The sequence below is a fragment of the Streptomyces plumbidurans genome (assembly GCF_019857225.1).
Taxonomy (GTDB): domain Bacteria; phylum Actinomycetota; class Actinomycetes; order Streptomycetales; family Streptomycetaceae; genus Streptomyces; species Streptomyces plumbidurans.
On record NZ_JAFJSY010000035.1, the window covers coordinates 34,911 to 55,577 of the forward strand.

18 protein-coding genes are annotated in these 20,667 nt (G+C 71.6%); 12 read left to right on the forward strand and 6 right to left on the reverse strand.

The genetic code is table 11. The features are described from left to right. Positions 1 to 39: 39 nt before the first annotated feature. A complete protein-coding gene (locus JYK17_RS22740; RefSeq protein WP_108012184.1) occupies positions 40 to 1,200 on the forward strand; it encodes a Gfo/Idh/MocA family protein in 1,161 nt (386 codons plus the stop codon). A gap of 236 nt (positions 1,201 to 1,436) precedes the next feature. On the opposite strand, the gene JYK17_RS22745 is transcribed toward JYK17_RS22740, so the two are convergent. Then, positions 1,437 to 2,057, reverse strand: coding sequence for a poly-gamma-glutamate hydrolase family protein (locus JYK17_RS22745; RefSeq protein ID WP_222811080.1), 621 nt, complete (start codon positions 2,055 to 2,057; stop codon positions 1,437 to 1,439). A 900-nt stretch (positions 2,058 to 2,957) separates the two neighbouring features. Further along, entirely contained in the window at positions 2,958 to 3,989 is a 1,032-nt protein-coding gene (locus tag JYK17_RS22750) for a LacI family DNA-binding transcriptional regulator (protein ID WP_108012182.1), read from the reverse strand. A 141-nt stretch (positions 3,990 to 4,130) separates the two neighbouring features. Between JYK17_RS22750 and JYK17_RS22755 the strand changes: the two genes are divergently transcribed. The 6 genes from JYK17_RS22755 to JYK17_RS22780 all read left to right on the forward strand — a co-directional run bounded on the left by JYK17_RS22755 (position 4,131) and on the right by JYK17_RS22780 (position 10,137). Further along, positions 4,131 to 5,294 carry a phytanoyl-CoA dioxygenase family protein gene (locus tag JYK17_RS22755; RefSeq protein ID WP_108012181.1) on the forward strand — a complete coding sequence of 388 codons (1,164 nt, stop codon included), beginning with the start codon at positions 4,131 to 4,133 and terminating at the stop codon, positions 5,292 to 5,294. 14 nt (positions 5,295 to 5,308) lie between these two features. Further along, entirely contained in the window at positions 5,309 to 6,085 is a 777-nt protein-coding gene (locus JYK17_RS22760) for an SDR family oxidoreductase (protein WP_108012180.1), read from the forward strand. 44 nt (positions 6,086 to 6,129) lie between these two features. Beyond that, positions 6,130 to 7,134: a Gfo/Idh/MocA family protein gene (locus JYK17_RS22765; RefSeq protein ID WP_108012179.1), complete on the forward strand. Its 1,005-nt coding sequence runs from the start codon at positions 6,130 to 6,132 to the stop codon at positions 7,132 to 7,134. Between the two features lie 161 nt (positions 7,135 to 7,295). Further along, a complete protein-coding gene (locus JYK17_RS22770) occupies positions 7,296 to 8,612 on the forward strand; it encodes a protoporphyrinogen/coproporphyrinogen oxidase (RefSeq protein ID WP_222811081.1) in 1,317 nt (438 codons plus the stop codon). Beyond that, positions 8,609 to 9,625, forward strand: coding sequence for a Gfo/Idh/MocA family protein (locus tag JYK17_RS22775; RefSeq protein WP_108012177.1), 1,017 nt, complete (start codon positions 8,609 to 8,611; stop codon positions 9,623 to 9,625). Before JYK17_RS22770 ends, JYK17_RS22775 begins: the two co-directional genes overlap by 4 nt. Before the next feature lie 44 nt (positions 9,626 to 9,669). Then, positions 9,670 to 10,137 carry a GNAT family N-acetyltransferase gene (locus tag JYK17_RS22780; protein WP_108012176.1) on the forward strand — a complete coding sequence of 156 codons (468 nt, stop codon included), beginning with the start codon at positions 9,670 to 9,672 and terminating at the stop codon, positions 10,135 to 10,137. Here JYK17_RS22780 and JYK17_RS22785 read toward each other — a convergent pair. The 4 genes from JYK17_RS22785 to JYK17_RS22800 all read right to left on the reverse strand — a co-directional run bounded on the left by JYK17_RS22785 (position 10,130) and on the right by JYK17_RS22800 (position 14,293). Further along, positions 10,130 to 11,155: a Gfo/Idh/MocA family protein gene (locus JYK17_RS22785; protein WP_108012175.1), complete on the reverse strand. Its 1,026-nt coding sequence runs from the start codon at positions 11,153 to 11,155 to the stop codon at positions 10,130 to 10,132. The genes JYK17_RS22780 and JYK17_RS22785 overlap by 8 nt on opposite strands. A 120-nt stretch (positions 11,156 to 11,275) precedes the next feature. Next, positions 11,276 to 12,193 (reverse strand): ATP-binding cassette domain-containing protein, encoded by a 918-nt coding sequence (locus JYK17_RS22790; protein WP_181362455.1) that lies wholly within the window; start codon positions 12,191 to 12,193, stop codon positions 11,276 to 11,278. A gap of 4 nt (positions 12,194 to 12,197) precedes the next feature. Beyond that, on the reverse strand, positions 12,198 to 13,268 hold the full coding sequence (locus tag JYK17_RS22795; protein WP_164932122.1) for an ABC transporter permease: 1,071 nt from the start codon (positions 13,266 to 13,268) through the stop codon (positions 12,198 to 12,200). A 5-nt stretch (positions 13,269 to 13,273) separates the two neighbouring features. After that, entirely contained in the window at positions 13,274 to 14,293 is a 1,020-nt protein-coding gene (locus JYK17_RS22800) for a sugar ABC transporter substrate-binding protein (RefSeq protein ID WP_222811082.1), read from the reverse strand. A gap of 354 nt (positions 14,294 to 14,647) precedes the next feature. On the opposite strand from JYK17_RS22800, the gene JYK17_RS22805 reads away from it, so the two are divergent. The 5 genes from JYK17_RS22805 to JYK17_RS22825 are packed head-to-tail and all read left to right on the forward strand — an operon-like array spanning position 14,648 to position 20,660. Further along, the gene (locus tag JYK17_RS22805) at positions 14,648 to 15,526 is read left to right on the forward strand and encodes a Cgl0159 family (beta/alpha)8-fold protein (protein WP_108012172.1); all 879 of its coding nucleotides are present in this window, start codon (positions 14,648 to 14,650) and stop codon (positions 15,524 to 15,526) included. 27 nt (positions 15,527 to 15,553) lie between these two features. Beyond that, entirely contained in the window at positions 15,554 to 16,447 is an 894-nt protein-coding gene (iolB, locus tag JYK17_RS22810) for a 5-deoxy-glucuronate isomerase (protein WP_108012171.1), read from the forward strand. Next, on the forward strand, positions 16,444 to 18,321 hold the full coding sequence (gene iolD / locus JYK17_RS22815) for a 3D-(3,5/4)-trihydroxycyclohexane-1,2-dione acylhydrolase (decyclizing) (RefSeq protein ID WP_222811083.1): 1,878 nt from the start codon (positions 16,444 to 16,446) through the stop codon (positions 18,319 to 18,321). The genes iolB and iolD overlap by 4 nt, the downstream gene beginning before the upstream one ends. A 29-nt stretch (positions 18,322 to 18,350) precedes the next feature. Then, a complete protein-coding gene (locus JYK17_RS22820; RefSeq protein WP_222811084.1) occupies positions 18,351 to 19,844 on the forward strand; it encodes a CoA-acylating methylmalonate-semialdehyde dehydrogenase in 1,494 nt (497 codons plus the stop codon). Between the two features lie 33 nt (positions 19,845 to 19,877). Further along, the gene (locus JYK17_RS22825; protein WP_128801292.1) at positions 19,878 to 20,660 is read left to right on the forward strand and encodes a GntR family transcriptional regulator; all 783 of its coding nucleotides are present in this window, start codon (positions 19,878 to 19,880) and stop codon (positions 20,658 to 20,660) included. The last annotated feature ends 7 nt before the right edge of the window (positions 20,661 to 20,667 follow it).

Consider the following 20,667-nt stretch of genomic DNA (forward strand, 5'->3'; position numbering starts at 1 on the left):
GCGTGGACAGGTTGTGGACCGGTCCAAAGAGGGGCTGTCATGGTGGATTCGCTCGGTGTCGCCGTCGTCGGGTTCGGCTGGATGGGCCGGGTGCACACCCAGGCGTACGCCCGCCTCCTGCACCACTACCCGCGACTGGGGCTGCGCCCGCAGCTGGTGACCGTCGCCGAGGAGGTGCCGGGCCGGGCCGAGGAGGCCGCCGCGCAGTTCGGCTTCGCCTCCACCACTCGCGACTGGCGCGAGGTCGCGAAGGACCCGCGCGTGCAGGCGGTGTCCATCACGGCCCCGAACTTCCTGCACCGTGAGATCGGCGTCGCGATGGCCGAGGCGGGCAAGCACATCTGGATCGAGAAGCCGGTCGGGCTGAGCACGGCGGACGCGCGGGCGGTGGCCGACGCGGTCGCCGGGGCGGGCGTCCAGGGCGCCGTCGGCTTCAACTACCGCAACGCGCCCGCCGTCGAGACGGCCCGCGACCTCATCTCCTCGGGCGCGATCGGCCGGGTCACCCACATCCGCATCCGCCTGTTCAGCGACTACGCCGCCCACCCCGAGGGCGCCCTGACCTGGCGCTACGAGAAGCAGCGCGGCGGCAGCGGCGTACTGGGCGACCTCGCCTCGCACGGCGCGGACCTCGCCCGCTTCCTGCTCGGCGACATCGAGTCCCTGACGGCCGACACGGCCGTGTTCATCCCCGAGCGGGCCCGCCCCACCGGCGCCACGGCGGGCCACACCCGCGCCACCGGCGGCGAGCTGGGCCCGGTCGAGAACGAGGACTACGTGAACTGCCTGCTGCGCTTCGCCTCCGGCGCCCGCGGCGTCCTGGAGGCCTGCCGGGTCTCGGTCGGCGAGCAGAACAACTACGGCTTCGAGGTGCACGGCACCGAGGGCGCCGTCTTCTGGGACTTCCGCCGGATGAACGAACTCGGAGTCAGCCGCGGCACGGGCTACCAGGACCAGCCGGTCAGCACGGTGTACGTCGGCCCGGGCGCGGGCGAGTTCGGCGCGTTCCAGCCGGGCGCGGCGAACGCCATGGGCTACGACGACCTGAAGGTGATCGAGGCCGAGCGCTTCGTACGCTCGATCGCGGAGAGCACACCGTACGGCGCCACCCTGCGGGACGCCGTGCACAGTGCCGCCGCGGTGGAGGCGATGGTGCGATCGGCCGAGAGCGGCGCCTGGGTCAACGTCCCGGGGGCGTGACGCACTTGGCTGCCAGCAGCCGGCGGAGAGCACACCGTACGGCACCATCCTGCGGGATGCCGTGCGCAGTGCCGCCGCGGTGGAGGCGATGGTGCGGTCGGCCGCAAGCGGCGCCTGGGTCAACTTCCTGGGGGCGTAACGCACTTGGCTGCCAGCAGCCAGCGGAGAGCACACCGTACGGCGCCACCCTGTGGGACGCCGCGCCAAGTGCCGCCATAGTGCGAGCGGCGCCTGGGTCAACGTCCCGGGGGCGTGACGCACTTGGCGGCCAGCAGTCGGACGCCGGCGACGAGGGCATCGACGACCGGACGCGGCGGGTTGTCCGGGACCTCCGGATCCCAACCGGGCCTGCGGGTACGGGCCGACAACGGGAGCTCGACCTGAACGCCGCCGCGGCGGGGCAGGTTCACCGGGTTCCTGGCGTGCACGCCGCGCAGGGAGGCCGGGATCGCGGCGAGGTCGGTGACCGGGTCGAACTCGGGCCGCAGGGCGCTCAGGCCGGAGGCGAGCAGATGTGCCGCCGGGCGGTTGGCGCCGCCGAGGAAGATGGACCGCGGCGTCGCCCGTCGCCTGTGGCCGTGCAGCGAGACCGCGACCGTGACATGGGACAGGAACATCCGCAGCAGGTCGCAGTGATCGACCGCCATGCGCGCGGAGGGGATGTGCACCGGCTCCGGCACTCCCGGCTGGGTGAAGACCAGACTGGTGGCGCCGCAGCGCTCGGCCACGGACCGGGCCAGCTCGGCCGTGCCGCCCTCGTTGCTGCCGTGCAGCGCGAGCAGGCCCACCTCGCCGCCCGTGGTGAGCGTGGCGAGCAGCCGGACGCCCTCGATCTCCACGAGTTCCGTCCTCGTCATGAACCCTCTCCTCAACCCGTGGCCTCTCCTCAACCCCTGGCCCCCGGCTCAGCCCGCGGCCCCGACTCAACCCGCGGCCCGCGGCTCAACCCACAACTCTGGACTCACCCCGCGGCCCGCCGCTCATCCCGCGCCCATCTCCTCAGCACGCGTCCTCTCTTCAACCCACGCCCCCGGCTCAGCCCGCGACCCGCCGCTCACCCGCAACCCTGGGCTCACCCTGCGGCCCGCCGCTCACCCGCAACCCTGGGCTCACCCCGCGGCCCGCCGCTCATCCCGCGCCCATCTCCTCAGCACGCGTCCTCTCTTCAACCCACGCCCCCGGCTCAGCCCGCGACCCGCCGCTCACCCGCAACCCTGGGCTCACCCTGCGGCCCGCCGCTCACCCGCAACCCTGGGCTCACCCCGCGGCCCGCCGCTCATCCCGCGCCCATCTCCTCAGCACGCGTCCTCTCTTCAACCCACGCCCCCGGCTCAGCCCGCGACCCGCCGCTCACCCGCAACCCTGGGCTCACCCCGCGGCCCCGGCTCGACCCGCGGCCCGCCGCTCAATCCGCGCACAACTCCTCAGCCGACGTCCACTCCTCGGCCCGCATCCTCTCCTCAGCCACGACCCGGCTCAGCCCGCGACCCGCCGCTCAGCCCGTGCCCCCAGCTCAAACCGCGCCCATCTCCTCAACCCGCGTCCACTCCTCAACCCACAACCCCCGACTCACCCAGCGACCCGCCGCTCAACCCGCAACCCTGGGCTATCCCCGCGGCCCGCCGCTCAACCCGCGCCCACCTCCTCAACCCGCATCCCCTCCTCAACCACAACCCTCGGCTCACCCCGCAACCCCCGACTCACCCCGCACCCCCCAGCTCACCCCGCAACCCCCAGCTCACCCCGCAACCCCCAGCTCACCCCCCAACCTGCGGCGGCATGTTGTAAGGCGTCACCACCTGGATCGCCGAGGGAAGCGTAGGTCCCGCGGGTGGCAGGGCGCCGTGTGCGCGCATGACGGTGTGGCAGGCCTCGCGCATGTCCTGGCGTAGGTCGTGGTGGAGGACGGCGGAGATGCGGTCCGTGTGCAGCAGGCGGGTGTTGTCGTGGTCGAGGTCGTGCGCGACGAACACGGCGCACTCGCGGCCGAGGTCCTCGAAGGCGCGCAGGGTGGCGATGTTGCCGCCGCCGATGGAGTAGACGGCGCGGATGTCCGGGTCGCGTTCGAGGGCGGCGCGGACCAGGTCGTACTGGGTGGCGTCCAGGCCCTGTCCCTCGGCGATCTCGACCAGCGTGCGCTGCGGGTGGCGGGTGCGCATGACACTGCGGAAGCCCATCTCGCGCTCCTCCTCGTTGCGGAAGAAGCCGCTGCTGAGACTGGTGAGCACATTGCCGGGGCGCTCGCCCAGCCACTGGCCCATGAGGTAGGCGGCGGTCGCGCCGGCCGCGCGGTTGTCGATGCCGACGTAGGCGAGGCGTGCGGTGGCGGGCAGGTCCGTGAACAGGGTGACGACGGGGATGCCCGCCTCGGCGAGCCGGCCCACGGCGGCCGTGATCTCGGGGACGTCCGGCGCCTTGAGGATCACGCCCTGCGAGCCGCGCCGGGCGATCCGGTCCAGGGCGGCGGTCAGCTCCGCCACCGGGCCCGTCTCACGGAAGTGGAAGCGCGAGCGCACCACGGCTGGGTGCAGCCCGGGCAGCTCCGCCTCCAGGGCGGCGCGTACGGCGGTGGAGAACCGCTCCGGCGCCTGCATCACGATGTCGATCATGAAGGTGCGGCCGACGAGCCGGACCTGGGTGCGCTGCCGGTCGAGGTCGGCGATGGCCTGCTGGACCTCCCGCGCGGTGCTCTCGCGCACTCCGCCCCTGCCGTTGAGGACCCGGTCCACGGTCGCCTCGCTCAGGCCCGCCTGACGTGCGATCTCCCGGATCGGGAAGGGGTGGCCCATCCGTCGCTCCTTGCCTCGGCTCTTGAGGGGTTTTTGATGGCACCGTGCTGGTTGTTCGACAGGTTTGTCATGACAAGAATGGCAGGGCGCGTCAGGACTGTCACCGAGCAGTGCGCGGCACCTCCGACCGAAGGAACGACGATGTCCCCCACCTCCGTGGAACTCCGTGCCTGGCTGTCCGAGCAGGACTGCGACCTGGCCGAGCTGCGCCGGCTGGTCGAGCGCACCACCGATGTCGCCGACTACGCGCATGCCTCCGCGGTGGAGCAGGGCGTCCTGATCTACGACAGCGAGCGGCTGCGCGCGGCCGAGCCGCGCCCCGTGCGGGCCGAGCTGGTCCGGGCGCTCACGCAGGGGCCGGGCATCGTGGTGTTCCGGGGCGCGTTCCCCGAGCCGTCCGTTGTCGACCGGCTCAGCGCGGTGTTCGACGCGCTGATCGCCGAGCAGCGCGCCTCGGGCGCGGCCGCCGGGGACCACTTCGCCAAGCCGGGCGCCAACGACCGGGTGTGGAACGCGCTGGAGAAGGCGGCCCTCCACGACCCCGAGGCGTTCGCCGACTACTACGCCAACGACATCCTGGCGCTGGTCTCGGCGGCCTGGCTCGGTCCCGGCTACCAGGTCACCTCACAGGTCAACGTGGTCAATCCGGGCGGCGCGGCGCAGACCGTGCACCGGGACTACCACCTGGGATTCCTGTCGAACGAGGCGGCGGCCGCCTACCCGGCCCACGTGCACGCCCTCTCCCCCGTGCTCACCCTCCAGGGCGCGGTCGCGCACTGCGACATGCCGGTGGAGTCCGGGCCGACGCTGTATCTGCCGTACTCGCAGCAGTACGAGCCCGGCTATCTGGCCTGGCGGCTGCCCGAGTTCCAGGCGTACTTCGACGAGCACCACGTCCAGCTCCCGCTCGCCAAGGGCGACGCGGCCTTCTTCAACCCGGCGGTGTTCCACGCGGCCGGCACCAACCGCTCCGCGGACATCCGGCGCACGGCCAATCTGCTGCAGGTGTCCTCGGCGTTCGGGCGGGCCATGGAGACGGTGGACCGCGAGGCCGTGGCGGGCGCGGTCTTCCCCGTGCTGCTCGCGCGCAGGGCCGAGGGCGCGGGCGAGGACTGGCTGGAGAACGTGATCGCCGCGAGCGCCGAGGGCTACCCCTTCCCGACCAACCTCGACAGCGATCCGCCGGCCGACGGCCTCGCCCCGCCCTCGCAGGCGGACGTCGTACGGCGCGCACTGCGCGAGACATGGACTCCCGAGGCGCTACGGCGCGAGCTGCGGGCCGGCGCCGGTCGCCGGGAAAGCTGAGAGGACAGGGACGCATGGGACTTCTGGACGACAAGGTCGTGCTCGTCAACGGCGGCAGTCAGGGCGTGGGCGCCGCCGTGGCGCGGGCGGCGGTCCGCGAGGGCGCGGTCGTGGCGCTGACCGGGCGCCGCCCGGCACCGGGCGAGGCGCTGGTCTCCGAGCTGACGGCCGAGGGCGGCAAGGCGATGTTCATCCGCGCCGACCTCGCGGACGCCGGGCAGGCGGGCACCGCCGTGGGCGACGTGGTCGCGGCGTACGGACGGATCGACTGCCTGGTCAACTCCGCGGGCCTGACGTCCAGGGGCACGCTCCTGGACACCACGCCCGAGCTGTTCGACCAGCACGTCGCGATCAACCTCAAGGCGCCGTTCTTCGCGATGCAGGCCGCCGTCGCCGACATGGTCTCCCGCAAGGCGCCCGGCACGATCGTCAACATCATCACGTCGTCGGCGCACGGCGGGCAGCCGTTCCTGGCGCCGTACGTCGCCGCGAAGGCGGGTCTGATCGGCCTGACCCGCAACGCGGCGCACGCGCACCGCTGGGACCGCATCCGGATCAACGGGCTCAACATCGGCTGGACCGAGACCGAGGGCGAGGACGCGACCCAGAAGAAGTTCCACGGCGCCGACGACGAGTGGCGGGAGCAGGCCGCGGCGAAGCTGCCGATGGGCAAGCTCGGCCAGCCGGACGAGATCGCCGACTTCGTGGTCCTCCTGCTGTCCGACCGCTCCGGCGTGGTCACCGGATCGGTGATCGACTGGGACCAGAACGTGCTCGGCGGCCTCGACTGAGAACCGGTCACGACAACCGCACCCTCTCTAGGAGCAACACCCTCATGCGTATCGGAATCCTCGGCCTCGGCCGTATCGGCGCCTTCCACGCCGAGACCCTGTCCGGACTCGACGCGGTCGAGTCGCTCGTCCTCACCGACCCGTTCGCGGACGCCGCCAAGACGGCCGCGGAGCGGTTCGGCGGCGAGGTCGTGGACTCGCCGGAGGCGCTGCTGGCCGCCGGTGTGGACGGCATCGTGGTCGCCGCCGCGACGGATGCCCACCCCGCGCTGATCCTGGCCGGGGTGCAGGCCGGCATCCCCGTCTTCTGCGAGAAGCCGGTCGCGAGGACCATGGCCGAGGGCGTGCAGGTGCTCAAGGCCGTCGAGGGCACGGACGTGCCGATCCAGATCGGCTACAACCGCCGCTTCGACGCCGGCTTCGTCGCCGCCCGCGCCGCCGTGCAGAGCGGTGAGCTGGGCAAGCTGCACACCGTACGGTCGACGACGCTGGACCCGGCGCCCCCGCCGGCCGCGTACATCGCCGCCTCCGGCGGCATCTTCCGCGACTGCTCGGTGCACGACTTCGACATCATCCGCTGGGTGACCGGCCGCGAGGTCGTCGAGGTGTACGCCGTCGGCGGCAACCGCGGCGCCGAGTACATCAAGGAGGCGGGCGACGCCGACACCACCGGCGCGATCCTCACCCTCGACGACGGCACGATCGCGGTGGTCTCCAACTCCCGCCACAACGCCCGGGGTCACGACGTCCGCATGGAGCTGCACGGCTTCGCCGACTCCATCGCGGTCGGTCTGGAGGACAGGCTGCCGCTGCGCTCCGTCGAGCCCGGCGTGACCTTCCCGGCCGGCACGCCGTACGACTTCTTCATGGACCGCTTCTCGGCGGCCTACCGCGCCGAACTCACCGCGTTCACCGAGGTCGTCGCCGGAAAGCGCCCGTCTCCCTGCACGGTCGCCGACGCCCTGGAGGCCGGCTGGATCGCGGACGCCTGCACGCTGTCGCTGCACGAGCACCGGCCGGTGACGATCGCCGAGGTCCGCACCGCCTGACGGTGCCTCAGTCCCTCGTGCTCCGGGCGCTGGGCGGCCTCCGGCGCCCGGAGCACGAGAGTGTGTGAACCACCACGTTGCCCCTGACGGCCGGGAGCGCGGGATCTCCTCGTACCACCATGAGATCCACTCATGCCCCGACCGACCGAGGAGTGACGAGAATGAACAGCGCCGTGACGGCCCGGCCAGGACCCCGCAGTGTGATCGTCGTGGGCGCCGGACCAAGCGGGCTCTCGGCGGCACGCGAACTGGAGCGTGCCGGGCACCGGGTGACGGTCCTGGAGGAGCAGGACGCGGTCGCCGGGAAGTGCCAGAGCGTGACCGTCGACGGCCTCGCCCACGACCTGGGCGGCCACATATGCACCAACCGCTATGAGCGTACGGCGCAGTTGATGACGGAGCTGGACGTGGCGACGGAGCGCACCACCCGCTACCGCGTCCTCGACGTCGAGGGCGGCACCGCGTCCCGGCAGGCCATGTCATTCCTGCGGGACGAGGCCTTCGCACGCTACCGGGCCCTGCGTGAGCGGGAGTTCCCACGCATCGCCGAGTCCGGGCTCGCCCACTCGGCGCGTGCGCTCGCCGCACCCGTCGCCGAGTGGATCGCCGAACACGGCATGGAGGCCATGGCCGAGTCGTTCGGCACCGGCTACACGGCGGCCGGGTACGGCTATCTCGACGACGACGTGCCCGCGCTGTACTTCGTCAAGTACGCGGAGATGACCGGGCTGTTGGCCGGCGGTCCCGAACTGCTCGGCCACACGGGCGCGTTCACCGTCACGGGCGGGTTCGCCACGCTCTGGCGCCGGGTCGCCGCCGAGCTGAAGGACGTGCGCTGCTCGATGCGCCTACGGTCGGTCGAACGGCGCGCGGAGGGGGTGCGGGTGCACACGGACTCAGGCACCCTGGAGGCGGACGACCTGCTGCTCGCCGTCACCCTGGACCGCATCCTGCCGGTCCTGGACGCCACCCCCGAGGAGCAGGACCTCGCCGGGCGGATCCGCAGCAACGCCTACCACACCACCGTCGCCACCGCCTCCGGCCTGCCCGGTGACGCCTTCTACTTCCTCGACCGGCACACCGCGCGCCGCGAGGAGCGGGGCCACTGCGTCTCGTACCACCACCGCTACCCGGACAGCGAGGTGCGGACCTTCTACTCCTACGGCCGCCCCCGCGACGTCGCGGCGCTGCTGCGCGAGGATGTGGCACGCCTCGGCGGGCGGCTCGGGGACGTGCATCTGCACCAACCCTGGGCGTTCATGCCGCACTTCGGCAGTGCCGACCTCGAAGACGGCGCCCTGGACCGGCTGGAGGCGCTGCAGGGCCGCGGCCACACGTACTACGCCGGCGGGCTGCCCGCCTTCGAGCTGGTCGAGTGTGCCGTCGCCCACGCCCAGGACCTCGTCCGCCGCCACTTCCCGCCCGCGGACGGCACACTGACCCTGCAGGAACGGACCAAGGAGGAACGCACGTCATGAGCGAACCGGTCGGCGCACCCTTGCGCATCGGCGTCCTCGGCGCCGCACGGATCACCGAGCGCGCCCTGATCGACCCGGCCCGCGCGGGCGGCCACCGAGTGGTCGCGGTGGCCGCCCGCGACCGCTCCCGCGCCGAGGCCTTCGCCGCCGAGCACGGCGTGGAACGGGGCGTGGACTCGTACGCCGATCTGCTCGCCGACCCCGAGGTCGAGGTCGTCTACAACCCGCTCGCCAACGGTCTGCACGGCCCGTGGAACCTCGCCGCCCTCGCGGCCGGCAAGCACGTCCTGAGCGAGAAGCCGTCGGCGAGCAACACCGAGGAGGCCGCCGAGGTGCGCGAGGCGGCGGCGAAGGCCGGCACGGCGTTCATGGAGGGGTTCCACTACCTCTTCCACCCGCTCACCCGCCGGCTGCACGAACTCCTCGCGAGCGGTGAACTGGGCGAGCTGCGGCGGGTGGAGACCATGGTCGCGATCCCGGCGCCCGCGGACTCCGACCCACGCTGGTCCCTGCCGCTGGCCGGTGGCGCCATGATGGACCTCGGCTGCTACGGCCTGCACGCGGCGCGGATGCTGGCGCCCTGGGCGGGCGGCGCCCCGCGGCTCGTCTCCGCGCGCGGCGGGGAGCGGGCGGGCGCTCCCGGCGTCGACGAGTGGCTGGACGCCGATCTGGAGTTCCCGAACGGGGCCACCGCGAGCGCGCGCTGCCACATGGCGTACGACGAGCTGGAGATGAGCTGCCGGATCGTCGGCAGCCTCGGTGAGGCGCTGGCCCCGAACTACGTCCTGCCCCAGCTGGACGACCGGATCGTGGTGCGCACGACGGCGGGCGAGCGGACGGAGCGGCTGGGCACCAGGTCGTCGTACACGTACCAGCTGGAGGCGTTCGCCGCGCATGTGCGGCAGGGCTCCGCGCTGCCGCTGGGCGCGGACGACGCGCTGGCGTCGATGACCCTGATCGACGCGTGCTATCGGTCGGCCGGGTTCGAACCTCGGCCGCGCACCCGGCTGTAGCGCCGGACGCAGGGCGCGGCCATGGCTCTGAGAGGATCGGAGCCATGGCCGTACGCATCACCCCCGCCACCGTCACCGACATCCGTCAGGTCGTCGCCGACCACTCCCGCTACTGGGGGGAGCGCGACCTGCGGAGCCTCCATCTGCTCGCGCTGGTGCAGGAGTTCGGTGAGACGTGCCTGGTCGCCCGTTCCGCGGACGAGGGCGATGACGGTGATGACGGCGGCGTCCTCGGCTATCTGATCGGCTTCGTCACCCCCGACCGCACCGGCTATGTGCATCTGGTCGCGACGCGGGACGACGCCCGCGGCACGGGCCTGGGGCGCGAGCTGTACGCCGCCTTCACCGAGGCGGCGCGGCGGCAGGGAGCGGTCCGGCTGAAGGCGATCACGAGCACCGGCAACGCGGGCTCCGTGGCCTTCCACCGCAGTCTCGGTTTCGAGGTGCGCACGGAGGAGGACTACAACGGCCCCGGCGAGACCCGGGTCGTGTTCCGGCGGGCGCTCAGCTGACCGCGTACAGCGCGGGCCGCTGCACCAGCTCCACCTCGGCCCGGCCGCCGTCCCGCAGCGACCGCACGCCCGCCTCGCACACCGCCGCCACCGCGTAGCCGTCCCAGACGCTGGGGCCGACGACCTCGCCGCGGCGGGTGGCGTCGACCCAGGCCTGGACCTCGTGGTCGTAGGCGTCGGCGAAGCGTTCGACGAAGTCCTGGGCGATGGTGCCGCCCCAGCGGCCTGCCATGTTGGTGACCATGGCGTGGCCTTCGCCGATGCGGGCGGTGCCGCGTTCGCAGACCACCTCGGCCTGGACCTGGTAGCCGAAGCCGCAGTTGACGAAGATCTCGGTGTCGACGATCGCGCCGCCGTCGGTCTCGAACAGCACGAACTGCGGGTCCTGCACGGCCTCGGGCGCGTTCGCGGACGGTGTCGGGCGCAGCACCGTGACGCCGGTGATCTCCTGTCCGAGCAGCCAGCGCGTCACGTCCATCTCATGCACGACGGAGTCGTTGATGAGCATCTCACTCGTCCAGCCGGGCGGGGAGGCGAGGTTGCGGTGCCGGTTGTGCAGCAGCAGCGGGCGGCCCAACTGGCCGGTGTCCAGAAGGGACTTGAGCTTCAGGTACTCGGCGTCGTAGCGCCGCATGAAGCCGACCTGGACCCGGCGCCTGCCGAGTCGCAGCTCCGCCTCCAGCACGCGCAGCGCGGAGGCCGCGTCCGGGGTGAGCGGCTTCTCGCACAGCACGGGAAGGTCGCGGGCGAACGCCGCCAGCAGGGCCGCCTCGTGGGCGGGGCCAGGGGAGGCGATCAGGACGGCGTCCACGTCGGCGTCCGCGATGGCCGCGGCCGGGTCGGTGTGGGCGGTGCAGCCGTCGACGCGGGCCGCCACGGCCTTCGCGCGTTCGGCGTCGACGTCCACGACCGCGGTCACCCGGGCGCCGCTGATGACCTGCTGGATACGGCGGACATGGTCGGCGCCCATCTTGCCGGCGCCGACGACGGCGACTTTCAGCGTTCCGAGCGAAGCCATGCTGGTCCCCCTTCGGGTGGTCGGGCGCCGGGTGGGTCCGGCGCCGCAGGACCTCGGAACCGGACGCCCCAGGAGCCGGCCGCCGAGCCGGCCCTGACGCGTTCCAGGGCGCCCGTCACGTCATGCCTTTCCTTCCGGACCGCCCGCCGCGAGGGGTGCGGTGAGGTCTTCCCGCTCCGGGAGCCCCTTCACGTCGACGCCGCTGACCTGTGACAACTCGTGCTTGAGCGCGGCCAGTTCGGCGCCGCCGGCCATGTGGTTGGTGAGTTCCTCCAGGCTGACCTGGGCGCGGGAGGCGGACAGTTCCATGGTGCCCAGGCGCAGCACGCTGAAGTGGTCGCCGACCATGTAGGCGTGGTGCGGGTTGTGGGTGATGAAGATGACGCCCAGACCGCGGTCGCGGGCGGCGGCGATGTACTTCAGCACCACTCCGGACTGCTTGACGCCGAGGGCGGCGGTGGGCTCGTCCAGGATGAGGACGCGGGCGCCGAAGTAGACGGCGCGGGCGATGGCCACGCACTGGCGCTGGCCGCCCGACAGGGTGCCGATGGGCTGCTCCAGGTCGTTGAGGACGATGCCCATCTCGCGCAGCTCGTGGTCGGCGGTCCGCTTCATCCGCTCGATGTCCAGGCGGCGTACCGGCCATGGCCCCTTGGTCATCTCGGAGCCGAGGAAGAAGTTGCGCCACACCGGCATCAGCGGGACGGTCGCCAGGTCCTGGTAGACGGTGGCGATGCCCTTGTCGAGGGCGTCGCGCGGGCTGGAGAAGCGCACCGGGGCGCCGTCGACGAGGAACTCGCCCTCGGTGTGCTGATGCAGCCCGGAGATGATCTTGATCAGGGTGGACTTGCCGGCGCCGTTGTCGCCGAGCACGCAGGTGACCTGGCTGGGGCGGACCTGGAGGTCGACGCCGTGCAGGGCACGGATGTTGCCGTAGGACTTGCCCGCGTTGCGCAGCTCGACGAGCACGCCGTCCTCGCCCTGGGGCCCGCTGTCCGGGATGATCTCGCCGTGGGTTTCGGGGTTCTTTTCTTTCACCGGGTCACCTCCGGGTCATGGTGCGCTGGACCCACAGATTGATCAGGACGGCGCCGAGCAGCATCACGCCGAGGAAGGCCTTGAACCAGTCGGGGTTCCAGCCGGCGTAGACGATGCCCTGCTGCACCATGCCGAACATGAAGGCGCCGAAGACCGGGCCGATCGCGGTGCCGAAGCCACCGGTCAGCAGACAGCCGCCGATCACCGCGCCGGAGATGTAGATGAGCTCCTGGCCCACCCCTTCGCCGGACTGCACGGTGTTGAACGAGAACAGCTGGTGCATGCCCACGAACCAGGCGCCGAAGCCGACAAGCATGAACAGCGAGATCTTGGTGAACGCCACCGGCACACCGACGGCGCGCGCGCTGTCCTGGTTGCCGCCGACCGCGAAGGTCCAGTTGCCGTACTTGGTGCGCATCAGCACCCACGTGGCGATGATCGCGAACAGCAGCCACCAGAACACGGTGATCTTGACCTGGACGCCGCCGATGTCGAAGGACGACGCGAAGACCTTTCTGGCCTGGTCGAAGCCGTCCATGTCGCTGATGTCGTCGGTGGCGACGTTTCCGGTGACCAGCTTGGTCACCGCGAGGTTGACGCCCTGGAGGATCAGGAAGGTGCCCAGGGTGACCAGGAAGCTGGGCAGTCCGGTCTTGACGACCATCCAGCCGTTGAAGAAGCCGATCGCCAGCGAGACGACCAGCGCGGCGATGACGCCGACCCACACGTTGAGCGTCAGCTGGTAGGCGAGCATGCTCGCGGTCAGCGCCGAGGTGATCACCCCGACACCGGCGGACAGGTCGAACTCGCCGCCGATCATCAGCAGCGCCACCGGGATGGTCACGATGCCGAGGGTCGACGACTGGTACAGGATGTTCGCCATCGAACTGCCGTCACGGACCGGCGGCGCGGCGATCAGGAAGAACACGTACACCGCGACGGCACCGAGGAAGACGCCCACCTCGGGCCGGGCCAGGATCTTGACGAGCAGCGATCGTTGGCCCGTGCGGCCGTCGGCCTGCCGGGGGCCGGAGGCCGGCGGTGTCTTCACCGCCGGCTCAGCGTGTTGGGTCATACTCGTCACCGGGTGCCCTTCGCGGCGAACTTGGCGACGGCCTCGACATTGCTCTTGTCGACGAAGGCCGGTCCGGTCAGCACGGGCTGCTCACCGCCGCCCATGTAGTTGCCGTTGTTCTTGTAGAGCCACAGCGAGTCGATCGCGAGGTAGCCCTGCAGATACGGCTGCTGGTCCACCGCGAACTGGATCGTGCCCTTGCTGATGGCGCTGGTGAGGTTCTTGTTGAGGTCGAAGGTGGCGATCTTCGCCTTGCTGCCCGCGTCGGACACCGACTGCACGGCGGTCAGCGCGAAGGGCGCGCCGAGCGTGGCGACGTAGTCGATGGAGGAGTCCTGCTTGAGCTTGGCGGTGATCGTCGACTTCACGGACGGCATGTCGGTGCCGTTGACGTTGAGCACCTCGCTCTTGCCGGAGAAGGTCTTCTTCAGGCCGTCGCAGCGCTGCGTCAGACCGACGTTGCCCTGCTCCTGCACGACACAGATGACGTGCTTGGCGCCGACCTCGTTGAGCTTCTTGCCGAACGCCTCGCCGGCCACGGACTCGTCCTGGCCGAAGAACTCCATCAGGCCGAGCTTCTTCCAGTCGCTCACGCCGGAGTTGAGGCCCACGACGGGTATGTTGGCCGACTTCGCCTTGCCGATGGCGCCCTTGAGGGCGTCGGGCTTGGCGAGGGTGACCGCGATGCCGTCGACCTTCTGGTCGACCGCGTTCTGCACCAGGTTGGACTGGTTGCCGGCGTTCGGGTCGGCCGAGTAGACGAGCTTGATGTTGTCCTTGGCCGCGGCGGCCTCGGCGCCCTTGCGGACGATGTCCCAGAAGGTGTCGCCGGGCGACTGGTGCGTGACCAGGGCGACGGTCATCCGGGGCGTGGTGGCCTTGCCCGCGGAGGCGTTGCCGCCGCCCTCCTCGGACTTCTTGCCCCCAGAGCTGCTGGAGCAGCCGGCGAGGGTCAGGGCGGCTGCCGCGGCCACCGCGACAACGGGAAGGAGTCTGCGGGAGCGGGAATGAGAAACGCGGTCCATCTTTCCTGGCACCTCACTGTGCGTTGCGGGGAAAGGAGAAGGGGATCACGAAGATCCGAACCCGGGATCTTGGCATGCCCCGGTCGTGCGCCGCAAACGCGGCTGTCGGCCTGGGACGGGATCAAACCCCTGGCCGGGTCCGCTGTCAATACTTTGTTAAGACATCATTTCACCGTCAGGTCCGAATGTAAGTACAAACTATTGACAGCGCCACCCTTCGAGAACTACACCTGGGATGCGGCAGCTTCTACTCGCAGCCTAAGGCGCCTGACCTGTAGGTACCCACCGGGGAGCTGGACTTCTTCGCCATCGGCCCGTGTCGCCTGCCGTGCCACCCCCTGAACGGAGCTCGTCTTGACCATCAGCATCCCCGATCTCGTCTCGGTCAGGGTCCGGCACCCCGAGGCCGTGGCCGAGGCGGCAGCCCGCCGTACCCGCAGACCGCTGATGGGCGCATCCGGCCGGCTGATGATCGTGGCCGCCGACCACCCGGCCCGCGGCGCCCTCGGCGTCGCGGGCCACCGGCTCGCCATGGCCAACCGCGCCGAGCTCCTGGAGCGGGTGTGCATCGCGCTGTCCCGGCCGGGCGTGGACGGGGTGCTGGCCGGCGCCGACATCCTCGACGACCTGCTCCTGCTCGGCGCTCTGGAGAACAAGGTCGTCGTGGGCTCGCTCAACCGCGGCGGCCTGCAGGGCGCCCGCTTCGAACTCGACGACCGCTTCACCGGCCACCGCCCCGAGGACGTCGAGCGGCTGCGTTTCGACGCGGGCAAACTGCTGCTGCGCATCGACTACGACGACCCCGGCTCGCTGACCACGCTGGAGTCCGCCGCCCGCGCGGTCGACGACATGGCCGCCCGCCGCCTCCCCCTGTTCATCGAGCCGTTCATCTCCCGCCGGATCGACGGGAAGGTCAAAAACGACCTGTCCGCCGAGGCGGTCACCCGGTCCGTCGCCATCGCCTCGGGCCTGGGCGGCACCTCCGCCTACACCTGGCTCAAGCTCCCCGTCACCGAGAATCCGGACGACATGGCCGAAATGATGGAGACCTCGACCCTGCCGGCCGTCCTGCTCGGCGGTGAGGTGGGCGAGGACCAGGACGGCGCGTACGAGCGCTGGCGCAAGGCGCTCGGCCTGCCCACCGTGCAGGGTCTGGTGGTGGGCCGGTCGCTGCTCTACCCGGCCGAGGGCAGCGTGGAGAGCGCGGTGGACACGGCCGTCGGCCTGTTGTGACCCGGTGTTGTGACACGGAGGAACGCAATGACGTATCACCTGCCCGCAGGCAAGGCCCTCGGCGGCCCCTACGTCGTGGACGTCTCGCCCGAGAAGGCCGGCTGGGGCTACTCCAGCCTGCGCGTCCTGGAGCTGCCGCCGGGCGGCACGCACAGCTTCGACACCGGCGACAGCGAGTGGATCGTGCTCCCGCTCAGCGGAAGCTGCACGGTGTCGAGCGCCGACGACTTCGGCCATGAGACCTTCGAACTCACCGGCCGCGACAGCGTGTTCAGCGGCGTGAGCGACTTCGCCTACGTACCGAGGGACGCCCGTACGACGGTCTCGTCCACCGTCGGCGGACGGTTCGCGCTCACCGGGGCGCGCTGCACCCGCAGGCTGCCCGCCCGCTACGGTCCGGCCTCGTCCGTGCCGGTGGAGCTGCGCGGCACCGGGAACTCCTCGCGGCAGGTCAACAACTTCGGTGCGGCGGGCGTCTTCGAGTGCGACAAGCTCATCGCGGTCGAGGTGATCACCCCGGGCGGCAACTGGTCGTCCTTCCCGCCGCACAAGCACGACGAGCACCGGCCCGGCGAGGAGTCCGTGCTCGAAGAGATCTACTACTTCGAGTTCGCCGCCCACGAGGGCATCCCCGGCCTCGGCTACCAGCGCGTCTCCCCCTCCGGCAACGGCCGGGGCACCGACGTCCTGGCCGAGGTGCGCGGCGGGGACGTCGTCCTGATCCCCGACGGATGGCACGGGCCGTCCATGGCGGTGCCCGGCCACCACATGTACTACCTCAACGTCATGGCGGGCCCCGAGCCCGAGCGCACCTGGCTGATCTGCGACCACCCGGACCACGCCTGGGTCCGCGACACCTGGCCCGAGCAGCCGGTCGACCCCCGACTCCCCCTCTACACGGCACCGGAGACGTCCCTATGAGCGCACCCACCCGCCGCCTGACCGTCGCGCAGGCCCTGGTGCGGTTCCTGTCGGTCCAGTACACCGAGCGCGACGGCGTACGCCACCGGCTGATCGCGGGCACCTGGGGCATCTTCGGCCACGGCAACGTCGCCGGGATCGGCCAGGCATTGCTGGAGGCCGGCGAGGACACGATGCCGTACCATCAGGGCCGCAACGAACAGGCCATGGTGCACGCGGCCGTCGGCCACGCCCGCCAGCTCGACCGGCTGTCCGCACAGGCGGTCACCACGTCCATCGGCCCCGGCGCCACCAACCTGGTCACCGGCGCCGCCCTGGCGACGATCAACCGCATCCCGGTCCTGCTGCTGCCCGGCGACTACTTCGCCACCCGGCCGGCCGACCCGCTGCTGCAGCAGCTGGAACACCCGACCGAGGCGGACGTGTCGGTCAACGACACCCTGCGGCCGGTCTCCCGCTACTTCGACCGCGTCACCCGCCCCGAGGCCCTGATCCCCTCGGCCCTGAACGCGATGCGGGTCCTAGCCGACCCGGCCGGGACCGGCGCGGTCACCCTGGCCCTCCCCCAGGACGTGCAGGCCGAGGCGTACGACTGGCCCGAGGAGTTCTTCGCCGAGCGCGTGTGGCACGTACGGCGTCCCGCGCCCGACGCGGCCGAGCTGGCCGAGGCGCTGCGCGCGATCCGGGCCGCCCGGCGCCCGCTGATCGTGGCGGGCGGCGGAGTCCACCACAGCCGGGCCGAGGAGGCGCTGAAGGCCCTGGTGGACGCCACCGGCATCCCGGTCGCCTCCACCCAGGCGGGCAAGGGCTCGCTGCGCCACGACCACCCGGCCGACCTCGGCGGCATCGGCCACACCGGCACGGCGGTCAGCGACGACATCGCGCGCACCGCCGACCTGGTGATCGGCGTCGGCACCCGCTACAGCGACTTCACCACCGCCTCGGGCACCCTCTTCCAGCACCCGGACGTACGGTTCGTGAACCTCAACATCGCCGCGTTCGACGCGCACAAGCTCGCGGCGCGCACGCTCGTCTGCGACGCGCGCACCGGCCTGCGGGCGCTCCTCGAAGGGCTCGCGGACCACCGTGTCGACAGCGCGTACGAGGCCGAGTACCGCGCGGGCAAGGGGCGTTGGGAGCAGGTCGTCGAGGCGGCCTACGCGGCCGACGACGAGCATGCCGTGCCGACCCAGACGCAGGTGCTGGGTGCGCTGGACGCGGTCGTCGGCGACGACGACGTGGTGATCAACGCGGCAGGATCGCTCCCGGGCGACCTGCACAAGCTCTGGCGGGCGCGCAGCCCGCGCCAGTACCACCTGGAGTACGGCTACTCCTGCATGGGCTACGAGATCCCGGCCGCGATCGGCGTGCAGCAGGCCACGCCCGACACCCCGGTGTGGGCGCTGGTCGGCGACGGCACGTATCTGATGATGCCGACGGAGATCGTCACGGCCGTCCAGGAGGGCCTGCCGGTCAACCTCGTCCTCCTGCAGAACCACGGCTACGCCTCCATCGGCGGCCTGTCCGAGTCGGTCGGCGGCGAGCGCTTCGGCACCGCCTACCGCTATCGCGCGGCCGACGGCAGCTTCACCGGCGCCCCGCTGCCCGTCGACCTCGCGGCCAACGCGGGCAGCCTCGGCATGGAGGTGCTGCGCGCCAAGACGGTCCGAGAACTGCGCGAGGCGCTCGCCGCGGCCCGCGCCTCGGACCGCCCCACCTGCGTCTACGTCGAGACCGGCACCGCGGGCCCGGCCGCTCCCCCGGCCGAGGCCTGGTGGGACGTGCCGGTCGCCGAGACCGCCTCCCGCGAGGCCGCCGTACGGGCCCGCGAGGAGTACGACCGGCACTCCGCGGACCGACGACGCCACCTCTGAACTCCCCGTACGCGAAAGGCACTTGCACCATGAAGACCCTCACCCACTGGATCGGCGGCAAGCCCGTCGAGTCCGCCTCCGGCCGGTACGGCGCCGTCTACGACCCGGCGACCGGCGCGCAGGAGAAGCAGGTCGGATTCGCCACCGCCGACGAGGTGGACGCCGCCGTCGCCTCAGCGAAGGCCGCGTTCGAGAGCTGGGGTGCCACCTCGCTCGCCCGGCGCACCGCGATCCTGTTCAAGTACCGCGAGCTGCTGGACGCGCACCGCGACGAGATCGCCGCGCTGATCACCGCCGAGCACGGCAAGGTGCACTCAGACGCCCTCGGCGAGGTCGCGCGCGGCCTGGAGATCGTCGAGCTGGCGTGCGGGATCAGCGTGCAGCTCAAGGGCGAGCTGTCGACACAGGTGTCCACCCGGGTCGACGTGGCCTCGATCCGCCAGCCGCTGGGCGTGGTCGCGGGCATCACGCCGTTCAACTTCCCGGCCATGGTGCCGATGTGGATGTTCCCGATCGCCATCGCGTGCGGCAACACCTTCGTCCTCAAGCCGAGCGAGAAGGACCCCTCCGCCTCCCTCCGGCTGGCCGAACTGGCCTGTGAGGCGGGCCTGCCCGACGGCGTCCTGAACGTCGTGCAGGGCGACAAGGTGGCCGTGGACCGCCTGTTGGAGCACCCGGACGTGGCGGCCGTCTCCTTCGTCGGCTCGACGCCGATCGCAAAGTACATCCAGCTCAAGGCGGTTGAGCACGGCAAGCGGGTGCAGGCGCTCGGCGGTGCCAAGAACCACATGCTCGTCCTGCCCGACGCCGACCTGGACTTCGCCGCCGACCAGGCGATCAACGCCGCCTATGGCTCCGCGGGCGAGCGCTGCATGGCCGTGTCCGTGGTGGTCGCGGTCGGCGACACCGGGGACGCGCTGGTCGCGAAGATCGCCGAGCGGGCCGAGCGGCTGCGGATCGGCCCCGGCAACGACCCGGCGTCCGAGATGGGCCCGCTGATCACCCGCGAACACCGCGACAAGGTGGCCTCCTACGTGTCCTCGGCCGCCGAGCAGGGCGCCGAGGTCGTCGTCGACGGCACCGGCCACGCCGTGGAAGGCCACGAGGACGGCTTCTTCCTCGGCGTGTCGCTGCTGGACCGGGTGCCGGTGACGGCGGACGCGTACCGGGACGAGATCTTCGGCCCCGTCCTGGCCGTGGTGCGTGCCGAGTCGTACGACGAGGCCATCAAGCTGATCAACGACTCCCGCTGGGGCAACGGCACCGCGATCTTCACCCGCGACGGCGGTGCCGCCCGCCGCTTCCAGTTGGAGGTCAAGGCGGGCATGGTCGGCGTCAACGTGCCGATCCCGGTGCCCGTCGGCTACCACTCCTTCGGCGGCTGGAAGGACTCCCTCTTCGGCGACCACCACATCTACGGAGGCGACGGGGTCGCCTTCTACACGCAGGGCAAGGTGATCACGACGCGCTGGCCGGACCCGGCCGACGCGGGCATCAACCTCGGCTTCCCCAGCCACTCCTGAGGTTTCATCAGTTCTATGCAGGGAGGTACGCCCATGGCGAGGACCGGCGCCGGCGCACGTACCGCGACGGCCGCTGCCGACTCGATGGACTTCGCCCTGGACCGGGCCAGTCCGGTGCCGCTGTACTACCAGCTCGCCCAGCAACTGGAGGCGGCGATCGAGCACGGCGTCCTCGCCCCGGGCAACCTCCTGGGCAACGAGATCGATCTCTCCACCCGCCTCGGCCTGTCCAGACCGACCGTGCGCCAGGCCATCCAGTCCCTGGTCGACAAGGGGCTGCTGGTGCGCCGCCGCGGCGTCGGCACGCAGGTGGTGCACAGCCAGGTCAGGCGACCGCTCGAACTCAGCAGCCTCTACGACGACCTGGAGGCCGCGGGCCAGGGGCCCAGCACCCGGGTGGTGCGCAACGAGCGCCGGCCGGCCGGCCCCGACGTCGCGGCCGCGCTCGGCATCGCGGAGGGCAGCGAGGTGGTCGTCCTGGAGCGGCTGCGGCTGACCCACGGCCAGCCGGTCGCCCTCCTGGTCAACTATCTGCCCGCGACCCTGCTCGACCTCGACACCGCGCGGCTGGAGGCGACGGGCCTGTACCGGATGATGCGCGCCGCCGGCATCACCCTGCACAGCGCCCGCCAGACCGTCGGCGCCCGCTCCGCCACCGCCGAGGAGGCCGAGCGCCTCGAAGAGGACGAGGGCGCCGCGCTGCTGACCATGCAACGCACCGCGTACGACGACACGGGACGCCCGGTGGAGTACGGCTCGCACATCTACCGTGCCTCGCGCTACGCCTTCGACTTCCAGCTGCTGGTCAGCCGGTGACGCGGCG